The 15,821-nt window shown below is 71.0% G+C and carries 12 protein-coding genes; 8 read left to right on the top strand and 4 right to left on the bottom strand.

Features of this window, described 5'->3' with window-relative positions:
- Nucleotides 1-9 precede the first annotated feature (9 nt).
- Nucleotides 10-1,314 (top strand): DivIVA domain-containing protein, encoded by a 1,305-nt coding sequence (locus tag SSP29_RS14730; RefSeq protein WP_089101076.1) that lies wholly within the window; start codon nt 10-12, stop codon nt 1,312-1,314.
- A gap of 378 nt (nt 1,315-1,692) precedes the next feature.
- Here SSP29_RS14730 and ileS read toward each other — a convergent pair whose 3' ends face one another.
- Nucleotides 1,693-4,830: an isoleucine--tRNA ligase gene (gene ileS, locus SSP29_RS14725; RefSeq protein ID WP_089101075.1), complete on the bottom strand. Its 3,138-nt coding sequence runs from the start codon at nt 4,828-4,830 to the stop codon at nt 1,693-1,695.
- Nucleotides 4,831-5,444: 614 nt separating this feature from the next.
- On the opposite strand from ileS, the gene SSP29_RS14715 reads away from it, so the two are divergent.
- The 6 genes from SSP29_RS14715 to SSP29_RS14690 all read left to right on the top strand — a co-directional run bounded on the left by SSP29_RS14715 (nt 5,445) and on the right by SSP29_RS14690 (nt 11,369).
- A complete protein-coding gene (locus tag SSP29_RS14715) occupies nt 5,445-6,338 on the top strand; it encodes a TraR/DksA family transcriptional regulator (protein ID WP_089101074.1) in 894 nt (297 codons plus the stop codon).
- A 67-nt stretch (nt 6,339-6,405) separates the two neighbouring features.
- Nucleotides 6,406-7,020 (top strand): signal peptidase II, encoded by a 615-nt coding sequence (gene lspA, locus SSP29_RS14710; RefSeq protein WP_089101073.1) that lies wholly within the window; start codon nt 6,406-6,408, stop codon nt 7,018-7,020.
- A 58-nt stretch (nt 7,021-7,078) separates the two neighbouring features.
- Nucleotides 7,079-8,023 (top strand): RluA family pseudouridine synthase, encoded by a 945-nt coding sequence (locus tag SSP29_RS14705; RefSeq protein WP_089101072.1) that lies wholly within the window; start codon nt 7,079-7,081, stop codon nt 8,021-8,023.
- Nucleotides 8,020-8,490 carry a GNAT family N-acetyltransferase gene (locus SSP29_RS14700; RefSeq protein ID WP_089101071.1) on the top strand — a complete coding sequence of 157 codons (471 nt, stop codon included), beginning with the start codon at nt 8,020-8,022 and terminating at the stop codon, nt 8,488-8,490. Before SSP29_RS14705 ends, SSP29_RS14700 begins: the two co-directional genes overlap by 4 nt.
- A 351-nt stretch (nt 8,491-8,841) precedes the next feature.
- Nucleotides 8,842-10,428, top strand: a complete 1,587-nt coding sequence (locus SSP29_RS14695) for a Na+/H+ antiporter (RefSeq protein WP_089101070.1) — start codon at nt 8,842-8,844, stop codon at nt 10,426-10,428.
- Nucleotides 10,429-10,628: 200 nt separating this feature from the next.
- Nucleotides 10,629-11,369: an SDR family NAD(P)-dependent oxidoreductase gene (locus SSP29_RS14690; protein ID WP_089101069.1), complete on the top strand. Its 741-nt coding sequence runs from the start codon at nt 10,629-10,631 to the stop codon at nt 11,367-11,369.
- Between the two features lie 9 nt (nt 11,370-11,378).
- Here the strand turns inward: SSP29_RS14690 and SSP29_RS14685 are convergent, their stop codons facing one another.
- Complete coding sequence (locus SSP29_RS14685; RefSeq protein WP_089101618.1) at nt 11,379-12,497, bottom strand: mechanosensitive ion channel family protein; 1,119 nt, start codon at nt 12,495-12,497, stop codon at nt 11,379-11,381.
- 138 nt (nt 12,498-12,635) lie between these two features.
- Between SSP29_RS14685 and SSP29_RS14680 the strand changes: the two genes are divergently transcribed.
- Entirely contained in the window at nt 12,636-13,205 is a 570-nt protein-coding gene (locus SSP29_RS14680) for a dienelactone hydrolase family protein (RefSeq protein ID WP_089101068.1), read from the top strand.
- Nucleotides 13,206-13,212: 7 nt separating this feature from the next.
- Here the strand turns inward: SSP29_RS14680 and SSP29_RS14675 are convergent, their stop codons facing one another.
- Nucleotides 13,213-14,883, bottom strand: a complete 1,671-nt coding sequence (locus tag SSP29_RS14675; RefSeq protein WP_089101067.1) for an alkaline phosphatase D family protein — start codon at nt 14,881-14,883, stop codon at nt 13,213-13,215.
- 105 nt (nt 14,884-14,988) lie between these two features.
- Entirely contained in the window at nt 14,989-15,807 is an 819-nt protein-coding gene (locus tag SSP29_RS14670) for a thioredoxin domain-containing protein (RefSeq protein ID WP_089101617.1), read from the bottom strand.
- Between the last annotated feature and the right edge of the window lie 14 nt (nt 15,808-15,821).

The following is a 15,821-nucleotide window of genomic DNA, read 5'->3' as shown; positions in this document are numbered from 1 at the left end:
GGTGAAGAGATGCCGTTGACCCCCGAGGACGTGCGGAACAAGCAGTTCACGACCGTCCGCCTCCGAGAAGGCTATGACGAGGACGAGGTCGATGCCTTCCTCGATGAGGTCGAAGCCGAACTGACGCGCCTGCTCCGCGAGAACGAGGACCTGCGCGCCAAGCTGGCCGCGGCCACGCGCGCTGCTGCCCAGAACCAGCAGAACATGCGCAAGCCTCCGGAGCCGCAGGACCAGCAGCAGGGCGGCATGCCTCAGCAGGGCGGGATGCCTCAGGGCGGTATGCCCCAGCAGGGGATGCCTCAGCAGGGCATGCCTCAGCAGGGGATGCCTCAGCAGGGCATGCGAGGCCCCGGCGCTCCGGTGCCCGCCGGCATATCGGGCCCGCCGCAGCAGCAGATGGGTGGCCCCATGGGCGGTCCCCCGCAGCTGCCGAGCGGCGCCCCGCAGCTGCCGGCCGGTCCCAGTGGCCAGGGCGGTCCGCAGGGTCCCGGCCCGATGGGCCAGGGCCCGATGGGTCCCGGTCCGATGGGTCAGGGCATGGGCCAGGGTCCCGGTCCGATGGGCCAGGGCATGGGCCAGGGCATGGGCCAGGGTCCCGGCCCGATGGGCCAGGGCATGGCCCCGATGGGCGGTCAGCCGCCCATGCAGCAGCAGATGGGTGGTCCGATGGGCGGCCCCATGGGTGGTCCGATGGGCGGCCCCGGTCAGGGCCCCGGTGGCGACAGCGCCGCCCGTGTGCTCTCGCTGGCCCAGCAGACCGCCGACCAGGCGATCGCCGAGGCCCGTTCCGAGGCCAACAAGATCGTCGGCGAGGCCCGCAGCCGCGCCGAGGGTCTGGAGCGTGACGCCCGTGCCAAGGCCGACGCGCTGGAGCGGGACGCGCAGGAGAAGCACCGCGTCGCCATGGGCTCCCTGGAGTCCGCGCGCGCCACGCTGGAGCGCAAGGTCGAGGACCTGCGCGGCTTCGAGCGCGAGTACCGCACGCGTCTGAAGTCGTACCTGGAGTCGCAGCTGCGTCAGCTGGAGACCCAGGCCGACGACTCCCTGGCGCCGCCGCGCACCCCGGCCGCGGCCTCCCTCCCGCCGTCCCCGGCGCCCTCCATGGCTCCGGCCGGCGCGAGCGCCCCGTCCTACGGCGGCAACCCGCAGATGGGCGGCGGCCCGTCCCCCGCCGGCCCGTCCTACGGCGGCCAGCAGCAGATGACGCCGGCGATGACCCAGCCGATGGCACCGGTACGCCCGCAGGGCCCGTCCCCGATGGGCCAGGCGCCGTCCCCGATGCGCGGCTTCCTCATCGACGAGGACGACAACTGACGGCGGCCGCGTAGCGCGGCGTAGTCGTCGGCAGGCGTTCAAAAGGGCGGGGCCCCGGATTTCGATCCGGGGCCCCGCCCTTTTTACGCGGGTTGCGCGTGCCTCCTGAAGGAGCACTCACTCGTCCCTGCTGGAGGGGCGCTCGGAGGCCCCACCCAGGGGCGCGGGGCTGTATCGATGTGCGGCTGCCGCCGCGTGGGCGCACGCTCAGCAAGCCGACCCGCAGCTTGGGAAAGGGGCTCGCGCATCAGGGGCGCGGGGCTGTGTCGATGTGCGGCTGCCGCCGCGTGGGCGCACGATGAGGACTCCGACCCGCACGTACGAGAAAGGCCCGATCCCCACCGCGGAGACCGGGCCCTTCTCGAACAGCGTCGGCGCCTACGCCTTGCGCAGACGGAACGTCAGCGACAACCCTTCGTCGGTGAAGGGATCGCCGTAACCGTCATCCCCCTCGCCTTGAGAGAAGTCGGTCGCCAGAACCTCGTCGGCGATCAGCGCAGCGTGCTCCGCCAGCGCCGCGATCACCGCCGGGTCGGTCGACACCCACCTGAGCGCGATCCGGTCGGCCACGTCCAGCCCGCTGTTCTTGCGCGCCTCCTGGATCAGCCGGATCGCGTCCCGGGCGAGCCCGGCCTGCCGCAGCTCCTCGGTGATCTCCAGGTCGAGCGCGACGGTCGCACCGGAGTCCGACGCCACCGACCAGCCCTCACGAGGCGTCTCCGTGATGATCACCTCGTCCGGCGCCAGCGTCACCGTCTCGCCGTCGACCTCCACGGACGCCGTGCCCTCACGCAGCGCCAGTGACAGCGCGGCCGCGTCCGCCGCGGCGACCGCCTTGGCCACGTCCTGCACCCGCTTGCCGAACCGCTTGCCCAGCGCCCGGAAGTTGGCCTTGGCCGTGGTGTCCACCAGTGAACCGCCCACCTCGGACAGCGACGCCAGCGAGGACACGTTCAGCTCGTCGGTGATCTGCGTGTGCAGCTCCGGGTCGAGCGCGTCGAAGCCCACCGCCGCGACCAGTGCCCGGGACAGCGGCTGCCGCGTCTTCACGCCCGACTCCGCGCGCGTGGCCCGGCCCAGCTCCACGAGCCGTCGTACCAGAACCATCTGCTTGGACAGCTCCGGGTCGATCGCGCCCAGGTCGGCCTCCGGCCACGCCGCCAGGTGCACCGACTCCGGGGCGCCCGGGGTCACCGGCGCCACCAGGTCCTGCCACACCCGCTCGGTGATGAACGGGGTCAGCGGGGCCATCAGCTTGGTGACCGTCTCCACGACCTCGTGCAGCGTGCGCAGCGCGGCCTTCTCGCCCTGCCAGAAACGGCGCCGCGAACGGCGGACGTACCAGTTGGACAGGTCGTCGACGAACGCCGACAGCAGCTTGCCGGCGCGCTGGGTGTCGTACGCCTCCAGCGCCTGCGTCACCTGGTCGGTGAGCGCGTGCAGTTCGGAGAGCAGCCAGCGGTCCAGGACCGGGCGGTCGGCCGGGGCCGGGTCCGCCGCGGACGGCGCCCAGTTCGACGTACGGGCGTACAGCGCCTGGAAGGCGACCGTGTTCCAGTACGTCAGCAGCGTCTTGCGGACGACCTCCTGGATGGTGCCGTGGCCCACCCGGCGGGCCGCCCACGGCGAACCCCCGGCCGCCATGAACCAGCGCACCGCGTCGGCCCCGTGGCGGTCCATCAGCGGGATCGGCTCCAGGGTGTTGCCCAGGTGCTTGGACATCTTGCGGCCGTCCTCGGCGAGGATGTGACCGAGGCAGACCACGTTCTCGTACGACGACCTGTCGAAGACCAGCGTGCCGACGGCCATGAGGGTGTAGAACCACCCGCGCGTCTGGTCGATCGCCTCGGAGATGAACTGCGCCGGGTAACGGCTCTCGAACAGCTCCTTGTTCTTGTGCGGGTAGCCCCACTGTGCGAACGGCATCGAACCCGAGTCGTACCAGGCGTCGATGACCTCCGGCACGCGCGTGGCCGTCTTCGCGCACTGCGGGCAGGCGAAGGTGACGTCGTCGATGAAGGGGCGGTGCGGGTCCAGCTCCGACTGGTCGGTGCCGGTCAGCTCCGTCAGCTCCGCGCGGGAGCCGACGCAGGTGAGGTGGTCGTCCTCGCAGCGCCAGATCGGCAGCGGGGTGCCCCAGTAGCGGTTGCGGGACAGCGCCCAGTCGATGTTGTTGTTCAGCCAGTCGCCGTACCGGCCGTGCTTGACCGTGTCCGGGAACCAGTTGGTGTTCTCGTTCTCCGCGAGGAGACGGTCCTTGATCGCCGTCGTGCGGATGTACCAGGACGGCTGCGCGTAGTAGAGCAGCGCGGTGTGGCACCGCCAGCAGTGCGGGTAGCTGTGTTCGTACGGAAGGTGCTTGAAGAGGAGGCCGCGCTGCAACAGGTCCTCGGTGAGCTGTTCGTCGGCCTTCTTGAAGAAGACACCGCCGACCAGCGGCACGTCCTCCTCGAAGGTGCCGTCCGGGCGGACCGGGTTCACCACCGGCAGGCCGTAGGCGCGGCAGACCTTGAGGTCGTCCTCGCCGAAGGCGGGGGACTGGTGGACCAGACCCGTACCGTCCTCGGTCGTGACGTACTCCGCGTTCACGACGTAGTGCGCCGGTTCCGGGAACTCCACGAGCTCGAACGGACGTTGATAGGTCCAGTGCTCCATTTCGGCGCCGGTGAAGGTCTGGCCCGTGGTCTCCCAGCCCTCGCCGAGCGCCTTGCCGACCAGCGGCTCGGCGACGACGAGCTTCTCCTCGCCGTCCGTCGCGACGACGTAGGTGACCTCGGGGTGCGCGGCGACCGCCGTGTTGGACACCAGGGTCCACGGGGTGGTCGTCCACACCAGGAGCGCGGCCTGGCCGGCGAGCGGACCGGAGGTGAGCGGGAAACGGACGTACACGGAGGGGTCGACGACCGTCTCGTAGCCCTGCGCCAGCTCGTGGTCGGACAGGCCGGTGCCGCAGCGCGGGCACCAGGGGGCGACGCGGTGGTCCTGGACCAGCAGATCCTTGTCGAAGATCGTCTTCAGCGACCACCAGACCGACTCGATGTACTCGGGGTCCATCGTGCGGTAGGCGTCGTCCAGGTCGGTCCAGTACCCCATGCGGGTCGTCAGCGCCTCGAAGGCATCGGTGTGCCGGGTCACCGACTCCCGGCACTTGGCGTTGAACTCGGCGATGCCGTACTTCTCGATGTCCGGCTTGCCGCTGAAGCCCAGCTCCTTCTCGACCGCGAGCTCCACGGGCAGGCCGTGGCAGTCCCAGCCGGCCTTGCGGGCCACGTGGTAGCCGCGCATGGTGCGGAAGCGGGGGAAGACGTCCTTGAAGACGCGCGCCTCGATGTGGTGGGCGCCGGGCATGCCGTTGGCGGTGGGCGGGCCCTCGTAGAACACCCACTCGGGGCGGCCCTCGGACTGCTCCAGGGTCTTGGCGAAGATCTTCTGCTCGCGCCAGAAGTCGAGCACGGCGTGCTCAAGGGCGGGCAGGTCGACCTGTGCGGGCACCTGGCGGTACGTCGGCGCTGTCATCTGCGAGCTTCCTCCAACGGACTTGCTGCCTTCCGTCGGAGGGACGAGAGCCTTGCCTTCCGTACGCCGTGTGCGGCGCGCTCCCGCGGTACCACCCTCCTTGGCCCTCCGGTCGCCGTACGCGCCGGTGAGCCCCCTCATTGGGGTCGCGAAGCCGGTTCTACTCGCCCCCGCCTCTCGGCTGCGGCTTTCCTCCGGCGGCTCCGGGGTGATCTTCACGTCGCGCTCGCCCCCGGGCTTCCACCGTCCCCGGGTCGCTCTGGGCTGCGTACGCCGCTACTCGTCCCCATCCACGCTTCTCGCTCCGCCCAGTGTACGGCGCCGCGCGGACAGCGGCCGACCCGTTTTCGGGGCGCCCGTCCCGGCGCGGTCGGCGCCCGGTGGCCGTCCGGCAGGGATGACCCGAATGGCGCGGTACGCGTGTTCGCATCCTGGGATGTCCGGCTCGGCGGATTACCGCGCGGGGAGCTGGGCACAACGCATGCATACCTGCTGCGTGGGGGGTGCGGGGCAGGCGGATCGGGCGGCGTGCCCCGTTGCCGCGGGACTCAAGTCGATTTATCGTCCCAGCACGATTCGCGTGCAAGATCACAATATGTGAAGGGGCCGCGGCCATGGTGGCGAAGAAGACCGCCGTTAAGCAGTCGGCGTCCGGCCGGTCCAGGGGCGCGGCTGCCTCCGACGGCGACACCACGGGGGGCGGAGAAAAGCAGGGCACGCGCGCGACAGCGGCGGCTCCTTCCGGGAAGACACCGGGTGAAAAGGGCTCCGCCAGGAACTCGGCCGCGAAGAAGGCGCCGGTGAGGAAGGCGGCGGAGAAGAAGGCCGTCGCGAAGAAGGCCGACGGGGCGAAGGCGGCCGGGAAGGCGGCCGCGGTGGTGAAGGACACCGTGGACAGGTCGGAGAAGCCGGAGAAGAGCGCGTCCAGGGCCGCGGCGACGAGGACCGCGGCGGAGAAGGGCACGGCCAAGAAGAGCACGGCCAAGAAAGCGGGCGCGGCGCGGGCCGCGAAGCAGACGGGAGCCACGACGGTGGTTGCGAAGAAGACTCCTGGCACGGCCAGGGCGGCGGAGACCGCCGTTCCCAAGGCGCGGGTCGCCACGGCGGTTCCGGGCGAACTCGCGGTGCGTCCCGGCGAGGCCCCGTGGACGCCGCAGGAGGTCGAGGAGGCGCGCACCGAGCTGATGACCGAGGCGCTGCGGCTGCGCACCGAGCTCGACGCGTCCGACAGCGCCCTGGCCGGCCTGATGCGGGACTCCGGCGACGGCGCCGGCGACGACCAGGCCGACACCGGCACCAAGAACATCACCCGCGAGCACGAACTGGCACTGGCCGCCAACGCGCGCGAGATGCTCGAACAGACCGAGCGCGCCCTGCAGAAGCTGGACGCGGGCACCTACGGACTCTGCGAGAACTGCGGGAACCCCATCGGCAAGGCCCGGATGCAGGCCTTCCCGCGGGCCACTCTGTGCGTGGAGTGCAAGCAGAAGCAGGAACGCCGCTACTGAACATCGGGGTCCCCTGGGGTGTGCCGTAGTCTCGTCCCGAGGCAGGCACCTAGGTTGAGGGACTCACGTGGCAGAGGCGGAACGCATCATCGGTACGCCGGGTACCCCGGACGACGACGGCGAGCGGACGGCGGCGCCCGGCGCGTCGGACGCGTCCGGTGCGGATCAGCAGTCCACCGCGGACCGGCGGCCCGGGCGCGGGCGCCGCATCGCCGTGCTGTTCGCGGTGGCCGCCTTCGCGTACGCCCTCGACCTGGTCAGCAAGATGATCGTGGTCGCGAAGCTGGAGCACCACGCGCCGATCGAGGTCATCGGCGACTTGCTGGAGTTCCACGCGATCCGCAACCCGGGCGCGGCCTTCGGCTTCGGCGGCGCCTTCACGATCATCTTCACGGTGATCGCGGCGGCCGTGATCGTCGTGATCTTCCGGCTGGCGCGCAAGCTGTACAGCTTCCCCTGGGCGGTCGCGCTCGGCCTGCTGCTCGGCGGCGCGCTCGGCAACCTCACCGACCGGATCTTCCGCTCGCCGGGGATCTTCGAGGGCCAGGTCGTCGACTTCATCGCGCCCAAGGGCTTCGCGGTGTTCAACCTGGCCGACTCGGCGATCGTCTGCGGCGGCATCCTGATCGTGCTGCTCTCCTTCCGCGGCCTGGACCCGGACGGGACCGTCCACAAGGACTGAGCGGCCCCGGGGCCTGCGTGCGTACGGGGCTGTCGGCGCGGTCCGGCATACTCGACGGGTGACCACGATTCCCGAGATCCGTACCCTGCCCGTGCCCGACGGCCTGGAGGGCGAGCGCGTCGATGCCGCCATCTCCCGCATGTTCGGCTTCTCCCGCACCAAGGCGGCCGAGCTGGCCGCGGCGGGCAAGGTCCAGGTCGACGGCTCGGTGGTCGGCAAGTCCGAGCGGGTGCGCGGCGGGGCCTGGCTGGAGGTCGAGATGCCGGGGGCGCCCGCGCCCGTGCAGATCGTCGCGGAGCCCGTCGAGGGCATGGAGATCGTGCACGACGACGATGACGTGGTCGTGATCGTCAAGCCGGTCGGCGTCGCCGCGCACCCCAGCCCCGGCTGGACCGGCCCGACCGTGATCGGCGGTCTCGCCGCCGCCGGCTACCGGATCTCCACCTCCGGCGCCGCCGAGCGCCAGGGCATCGTGCACCGCCTCGACGTCGGCACGTCGGGCCTGATGGTGGTCGCCAAGTCGGAGCGGGCGTACACGTCGCTGAAGCGCCAGTTCAAGGAGCGCACGGTCGACAAGCGCTACCACACGCTCGTCCAGGGCCACCCCGACCCGACCAGCGGCACCATCGACGCCCCCATCGGCCGCCACCCGCAGCACGACTACAAGTGGGCGGTCACGGCCGACGGCAAGCCCTCCGTGACCCACTACGACCTCGTCGAGGCGTTCCGCGCGGCCTCCCTGCTCGACGTGAAGCTGGAGACCGGCCGCACCCACCAGATCCGCGTCCACATGGCCGCCCACCGCCACCCCTGCGTCGGCGACCTGACCTACGGCGCCGACCCGACGCTCGCCAAGCGGCTGCACCTCACCCGCCAGTGGCTGCACGCGGTCCGGCTCGGTTTCGAGCACCCCGGGGACGGCGAGTGGGCCGAGTTCGAGAGCGAGTACCCGGCCGACCTGCAGCAGGCGCTCGGCCAGGTCCGCGAGGAGACGTACGGATGAGCACGCGCGCGTACGCGGTGCGGGTCGCCGGGGACCCCGCCGACCTGGAGGCGTGCTTCGCGGTGCGCAAGCAGGTCTTCGTGGCCGAGCAGGGCGTCCCCGAGGACCTGGAGTACGACGAGTACGACCCCGTCGCCGTGCATGTCCTGGCGGTCCGCGCGGACGGCGTACCGCTCGGCACCGGCCGGCTGCTGTACGGCGAGCCGGCCGCGGCGAAGACCGGCGGCGACCCGTCCCTCGGCTCGCTCGGCCGGCTCGCGGTCTCCCAGGAGGCCCGCGGCCTCGGTATCGGTGTCGCCCTCGTCCGGGCCATCGAGGAGGCCGCACGCGCGCGTGGCCTGACCGCCGTGGACCTGCACGCGCAGACCCACGCGCTGGGCTTCTACGAGCGGCTGGGCTACGAGCCCTACGGCCCGGAGTACGAGGAGGCGGGCATCCCGCACCGGGGGATGCGCAGGGCTTTGTAGCCGGGGACGGCGAGGGACGGTGGCGGGGGAGACGGCGAGGGACGGCGGCGGTCGTCCGGCGCCGCGGGCTGCGGCGCCGTGGCCGATCACCGACGTGGCGGACGAAAGCCGATCGCCGACGTGGCGGACGAAAGCCGATCGCCGACGTGGCGGACGAAAGCCGATCGCCGACGTGGCGGACGAAAGCCGATCGCCGACGTGGCGGACGAAAGCCGATCGCCGTCGTGGCCGGCCAGAGCCGATCGTCGTTGCGGCAGGCAAAAAGGGCGCGTCGCAGATACGCGGGCCGGGAGGCCGCCGTGGCACGCTTGAGGCTGCCGTTGCGTCGTCGATCTTCCCGGAGCGCTGGCCGTGGATCAGTTGGCCCTGCTGTTCGTGCTGCTGCTCGGGGCCCTGGTGAGTGTTCCGGTGGGAGACCGGCTCGGACTGCCGGCGCCCGTGCTGATGACGCTGTTCGGGATCGTCCTCGCGGTGGCCGACTTCGTGCCGAACGTGAACATCCCGCCCGAGCTGATCCTGCCCGGCCTGCTGCCGCCGCTGCTCTACGCCGCCGTACGGCGGACCTCCTGGCGGCAGTTCACGGCCAACAAACGGCCGATCTTCCTGCTCGCCGTGGCCCTGGTCTTCGTCACGACGCTGTGCGTGGCCGTCGTCGCCAACGCGATCGTGCCCGGACTGCCGATCGCCGCCGCGGTCGCGCTGGGCGCGCTGGTCGCCCCGCCCGACCCGGTCGCCGCGACCGCCGTCGCCGGACAGCTCGGGCTGCCGCGCCGGCTGGTGTCGATCCTGGAGGGCGAGGGCCTCTTCAACGACGTCACGGCCATCGTTCTCTACCACGTCGCCATCGCCGCCGTGGTCAGCGGCACGTTCTCGCCGTGGCGGGCCGGGCTGGACTTCCTGCTGTCCGCCGTGGTCGCGGTCGTCGTGGGACTGGTGCTCGGCTGGGGCGCGAACCGGCTGATGGACATCCTCGGCGACGCGACCCTGCAGATCGGCCTGACCCTGATCGTCCCGTACGCCTCCTACGTCATCGCCGAGGAACTGCACGGCTCCGGGGTGCTCGCCGTGCTCACCACCGCGCTGTTCATCGCCGAGTACGCCACCGACGCCGACGACGTGATGACCCGGCTGGCCGGCTACACCTTCTGGGACATCGTCGACACGCTCGTCACCGGAGTCGCCTTCGGGCTGATCGGCCTGGAGCTGCACAACGCGATCCGCACGGCGGCCGGCCGCTGGAGCGAGATGCTCGGCTGGGCGGCCACGATCGTCGGCGTGGTCGTCCTGGTCCGGCTGGTGTGGCTGCTGCCGGCGACCTGGCTGACCAAGCGGCTGCACGCCCGGCGGGACTACGACGAGGAGATCCCGACCAGCTGGCGGGAGACCATCGTGATGTGGTGGGCCGGGATGCGCGGGGTGGCGTCGGTGGCGCTGGCCCTGGCCATCCCCCTGAAGACGGACGACGGGTCGGCGTTCCCGGACCGGGACGAGATCGTCTTCATCGCCTTCGGCGTGATCATGGCGACGCTGGTGCTCCAGGGGCTGACCCTGCCGTGGCTGGTGAAGCGGCTGGGGGTACGGGCCGACACCGACCGCGAGAAGGAGATCGAGAAGGAGCTGGCGGTACGGGCGGCGAAGGCGGCACGGCGGCGCCTGAAGGAGATCGAGCAGGTCGAGGAGTTGCCGGAGGACGTGACGGAGCAGATGTTGCGGCGGGCCTTCGAGATCGGGTTCCGGATCAGTCCCGACGTGGTGGAGGACGAGCGGCGGGAGGGCCACGAGAAGCGGATGCGGCGGCTGAAGAGGCTGCGGCGGATCCAGCAGGAGATGCTGAGCGCGGCACGGCACGAGGTGCTGGCGGCGCGGAGCGAACCGGGGGCGGATCCGGAGATCGTGGACCGGGTGCTGCGCCACCTGGACGTCCGCAGCCTGCGCTAGTTCGCCCACCCGCGCATCGCCCGTTCGGTTGCTCGAAGGGCGGGCGTCCGGCGCGGGGGCCGAGCACCGTCGGCGGCCGGTCGGCCGTGGTCGCTCGGCCCTGCGTGGTCTGTCGGTCACGTGTGGCAGCGGTAATACAAAAATATGGCACCTGTGGACAGCCACAGGCGCCGTCGGCTCTCCGCTCGTAGTCTCGGATCATGGCTCGGAACATTGTGATCAGTGGTGGAGGGACCGGGATCGGGCTCGCGGCCGCGCGGGTGTTCGCCGGGGACGGGGATCGGGTGCTGCTGCTCGGGCGGCGCAGAGAGGTGCTGGAGAAGGCGGGGGTGCCGGGGGCGGAGGTGTACGCCGCCGATCTGGCCGAACCGGAACAGGTGCGCGCAGTCGCACGGTTCGTCGCCGAGGAGTTCGGGACCGTCGATGTGCTCGTTCACAGCGCCGGAGGAAACGCGGCGCGCGCGGCCGACGCGGATGCCGGCGATCCGCTCGACGCCGCCGCGCGCAACTGGACCGGCAACTTCCGGCAGAACACGCTGACCTCCGTCCTGCTCACGGAGGCGTTGAAGGACCGGCTCGCCGACCCCGGCGGGCGGGTGCTGTTCATCAGTTCCATAGCGGCCTTCCGGGGCTCGGGTACCGGGTCGTACGCCGCCTCCAAGGCCGCTCTGCACCCCTATGCCCATGACCTGGCCCGGCAGTTGGGGCCGCGCGGGGTCACCGTGAACGTGGTCGCGCCCGGGTACACCGAGGACACCGACTTCTTCGGCGGGCCGGTGGCGGAGGCCCGGCGGGAGCAGCTTGTGGCCGAGACGGCGACCGGGCGGGCCGGCACACCCGGTGACGTCGCCGCCACCCTGCACTGGCTGGCCTCCCCGGCCGCCGGGCACGTCACCTCGCAGATCATCCAGGTCAACGGCGGCGCCGAGCGCGGCCACTGAGGTACGGCCTCAGTCGCGGCCGGTGCGGGGCGGTTCGTGCAGCCGCCGGCCGGCCGCGGCCGCCGCCCCGTCCTGGGAGGGGATGATCCCGCCCGGTGGCAGGACGGCGTCGGCGGTGTTGACCCGGGGCAGGGCGTACGGGTGCTCCGCGTTCAGCCAGGTGATCATCTGCTCGCGGACGGTCACCCGGACCTTCCAGACGTCGTCCGCGTCCTTGGCGGTCACCAGCGCGCGCACCTGGATGGTGTTCGGTGTGCTGTCGGTGACCACCAGCCCGTGGTCCCGCCCGTCCCAGGCCGGGCACTCCCGCAGGATGTCCCGGAGCTTCTCGCGCATCGGCTCGATCGGTGCCGAGTGGTCGAGGTGCCAGTAGACGGTCCCGGTCATCTGCGGGGTGCCCCGCGACCAGTTCTCGAAGGGTTTGGAGGTGAAGTACGACACCGGCATGGTGATCCGGCGCTCGTCCCAGGTCCGTACCGTCAGAAAGGTCAGGGTGATCTCTTCGACCGTGCCCCACTCGCCGTCGACCACGACCGTGTCTCCGAGGCGCACCATGTCGCCGAAGGCGATCTGCAGACCGGCGAACATGTTCGCCAGCGTGGACTGGGCGGCCACACCGGCGACGATGCCGAGGATTCCGGCGGAGGCCAGCAGCGAGGCACCGGCCGCGCGCATCGCAGGGAAGGTCAGCAGCATCGCCGCCACGGCCATCACGCCGACGATCGCCGTCACCACCCGCATGATCAGCGACACCTGGGTACGCACCCGGCGGACCCGGGCCGCGTCGTGGTGGGCGCGGGCGTAGCGGGTGTAGGTCGACTCCACGACGGCCCCGGCGATCCGCACCACCAGCCAGGCGACCGACCCGATCAGCACCAGGGTCAGGACCTGGCCGGCGGCGACCCGGTGCTTCAGGATCAGCTCGGCCTGGGCATAGGACCCTCTGAGCAGGGCCGCGCAGAGCACCAGCTGGTAGGGGACGCGGGCGCGGCGCAGCAGGCCCCACAGGGGTGTCTCGCTGTGCCGTGCGTCGGCCTTGCGCAGCAGCAGGTCGGTCGCCCAGCCGATCAGCAGGGTGAGGACGACGGCGCCGCCGACCACGATCAGCGGGCGGAGTACGTTCTCCATCTCCATGGACCCGAACGTAACCGGATCTGCGGGGTTCTGAACATGCCGCCCGGTGACAAGGGCGTCACGGTCGTGGCCGGAGCGGTCGGCGCGCCGGGTACGGCGGGTGTTGTCGGTGGTGGCTGGCACCATGGGCGCATGAACATCATGCTCTTTCACTCGACCTATGGCCTCAGGCCCGCGGTGCGCGCGGCCGCCGACAGGCTGCGTGCCGCGGGGCACGAGGTGTGGACGCCGGACCTGTTCGAGGGTCGCACGTTCGACACGGTCGAGGAGGGCATGGAGTTCAACGAGTCGATCGGCAAGGACGAGCTGCTGAAGCGGGCCGTGCTGGCGGCGGCGCCGTACTCGGAGCGCGGGCTGGTGTACGCCGGGTTCTCGCTGGGCGCCTCGATCGCACAGACGCTGGCGCTGGGCGACGAGCGGGCGCGGGGGCTGCTGCTTCTGCACGGCACGTCGGACATCGCGCCGAGCGCCTCGGTGGACGACCTGCCGGTGCAGCTGCACGTGGCCGAGCCGGACGCCTTCGAGACGGACGACTGGCTGAGCGCCTGGTATCTGCAGATGGGCCGGGCCGGCGCCGATGTGGAGATCTACCGGTACGCGGGGGCCGGTCACCTCTACACCGACCCTGGTCTGCCGGACTACGACGAGGAGGCCGCCGAGGCCACCTGGCGGGTGGCACTCGGCTTCCTCGACACGCTGTAGGTGACGGTTACACCGGGTCGTAGGTGCGCTCGACCTTCTGGGTGCCGCTGCGCGTGCGGTACGACCGCTCCCAGGCCGAGGTGGCGTCGGCCTTCGTCTTGTCGGAGAGGACGTAGTAGTCCATCTGCGCCCGCGCGGCCGTGATGTCCAGGATGCCGTAGCCGTGCCGGTCGGTGTCGACCCAGTGGACATGCCGGTTGGCCAGCTGGATGACCGGCGCGGCGAGCGTGGAGACGACGCCCGGGGAGACCTTGAGGATGTCGTCCAGGTTGTCGGAGGTCACCGAGGTGACCACGAACTCCGTGGCGGCGGAGGCCGACAGCGGGTAGGTACCGGCGTCCACCGGCACATCGTTGGCCCACGCCATGTGGATGTCGCCGGTCAGGAAGACGGTGTTGGAGATCGCGTTGGAGCGCAGGTGGGCCAGCAGCTCGCGGCGGTCGTCGGTGTAGCCGTCCCACTGGTCGGTGTTGAGGGCGAGGCCGTCCTGGGGCAGCCCGAGCAGCTTGGCGAGCGGCTTGAGCAGGTCGGCGGAGAGCGAGCCGATGGCGAACGGCGAGATCATCACCGAGTTGCCGACCAGCCGCCAGGTGGTGTCGGAGGCCTTCAGCCCGGCCTTCAGCCAGTCGAGCTGGGCGCGGCCGGTGATGGTGCGGTCCGGGTCGTCGACCGAGCCGCTGCCCGTGGACACCTGCTGGGAGCGGAAGGAGCGCAGGTCGAGCAGGGAGAGGTCGGCGAGCTTGCCGAAGCGCAGCCGGCGGTAGGTGGTGCCGGCGATGGCCGGGCGGACCGGCATCCACTCGAAGTAGGCCTGCTTGGCGGCGGCCTGACGGGCCGTCCAGGTGCCTTCGGTGCCCTCGGTGTGGTTCTCGGCGCCGCCGGACCAGGAGTCGTTGGCGAACTCGTGGTCGTCCCAGATCGCGACGACCGGCGCCTTGGCGTGCAGGGCCTGCAGATCGGTGTCGGTCTTGTACTTGCCGTGCCGTATGCGGTGGTCCGCGAGTGTGATGATCTCGTGGGTGGGCGCGTGCTCACGGACGACGGTGTCGCGGGTGCCGTACTCGCCGGTGCCGTACTCGTAGATGTAGTCGCCCAGGTGCAGCCAGGCGTCCAGGTCGTTGCGGGCGGCCAGATGGCGGTAGGAGGCGAAGTAGCCGGCCTCCCAGTTGGCGCAGGAGACCACGCCGAAGCGCAGGCCCGAGACGGTGGCGTCCGTCGCCGGCGCGGTGCGGGTGCGTGCCACCGGGGAGTCCGTGGAGCCGGCCGAGAAGCGGAACCAGTAGTCGGTGGCCGGGGCCAGGCCGCGGATGTCGGCCTTGACGGTGTGGTCGGAGGCGGCGGTCGCGGTGGTGGAGCCCTTCGAGACCACGTTCGTGAGCGCCTTGTCGGTGGCGACGACCCAGCTGACCTCGGTGTCCGGGCCGACCCCGGAACCGGGAGTCGCTTCGGCGGTCGGCGTCACCCGGGTCCACAGCAGGACGCCGTCGGGCAGCGGGTCGCCGGAGGCGATGCCGTGCAGGAAGGCGGGCGCGTCCGAGGCGGCCCGGGCCGGCAGCGCGGCGGCCAGCGGGGCGGCCAGGACAGCGGTCGCCGCCGCGGCCTTGACGACCGTACGGCGGCGGGGGGCGAGGGAGTTGGCACCCTCGGAGGCCTGAGTTGATCGGTATCGACTGGTCACGTCCGATGAGGTTACTGACCAGTATGGACAAGAGCAGGCGAACAAATAAAAGTTCGCCTGCTCTTCACGCGGAGGCGGTCCGGGCCCTGTGCGCAGGGACCCGGGTCACGCCTTGAGCGCCGCGTCCACCACGGTGTTGAAGGCGTCGACCGTCATCGGCGGGTTGCCGCTGGAGTCGGCCGTCAGCATCTTGCCGTTCATGACGAAGCTCGGGGTGCCCGTCACGCCGTCCTTGTTGGTGTTGAAGAGGTTCGACATGGCCATCGCCCAGGCGTCGTAGGTGCCCTTCTTGACGGCGTCGTCGAACTTCGTGTTGTTCTTCAGCGCGGGGACCGTGTTCGCGACCTTGATGAGGTACGAGTCGTCCTTGAACTTGTCGGTGGTCTCGTCCGGGTGCCACTTGGTCGAGTACAGCGCGGTCTTGTACTCGAGGAACGCCTCGGGGCTGATGTTCAGCGCGGCGCCCATGGCGCTCAGCGCGTTCTTGGAGCCCTCGCCGTTGTCCTTGTCGTCGATGAACGTGCCACCGATGTACTCGATCTTGAACTTGCCGTCGTCGATGTCCTTCTTCACGGTCGAGCCGACGGTCTGCTCGAACTGGGCGCAGATCGGGCAGCGCGGGTCCTCGTAGATCTTGAGGGTCTTCTTGGCGCTCGCCTTGCCGATGACGACCGTGGTGCCCTTGGTGCCGGTGGTGTTGGCCGGGGTGACGACCTTGGCGTCCTTCAGGCCGTTCCAGTAGCTGGGCTTGTTGGCCTGGACGACGGCGTAGCCTATGCCGCCCGCCGCGGCCAGTACGGCCACGACCGAACTGGCCACGATGAGCTGCCGCCTGACCTTGGCACGCTTGGCCTGCTTCTCGCGCTCGGCGCGCAGCCGCTCCCGGGCCGCGTTCTTGGCAGCTGCGCTGTTCCGCTTGCTCATGTTGGTGATCTCCA

Origin of the sequence: Streptomyces hyaluromycini (genome assembly GCF_002217755.1) — a bacterium.
Taxonomy (GTDB): domain Bacteria; phylum Actinomycetota; class Actinomycetes; order Streptomycetales; family Streptomycetaceae; genus Streptomyces; species Streptomyces hyaluromycini.
This window is presented reverse-complemented; position numbering and strand designations above follow the sequence as displayed.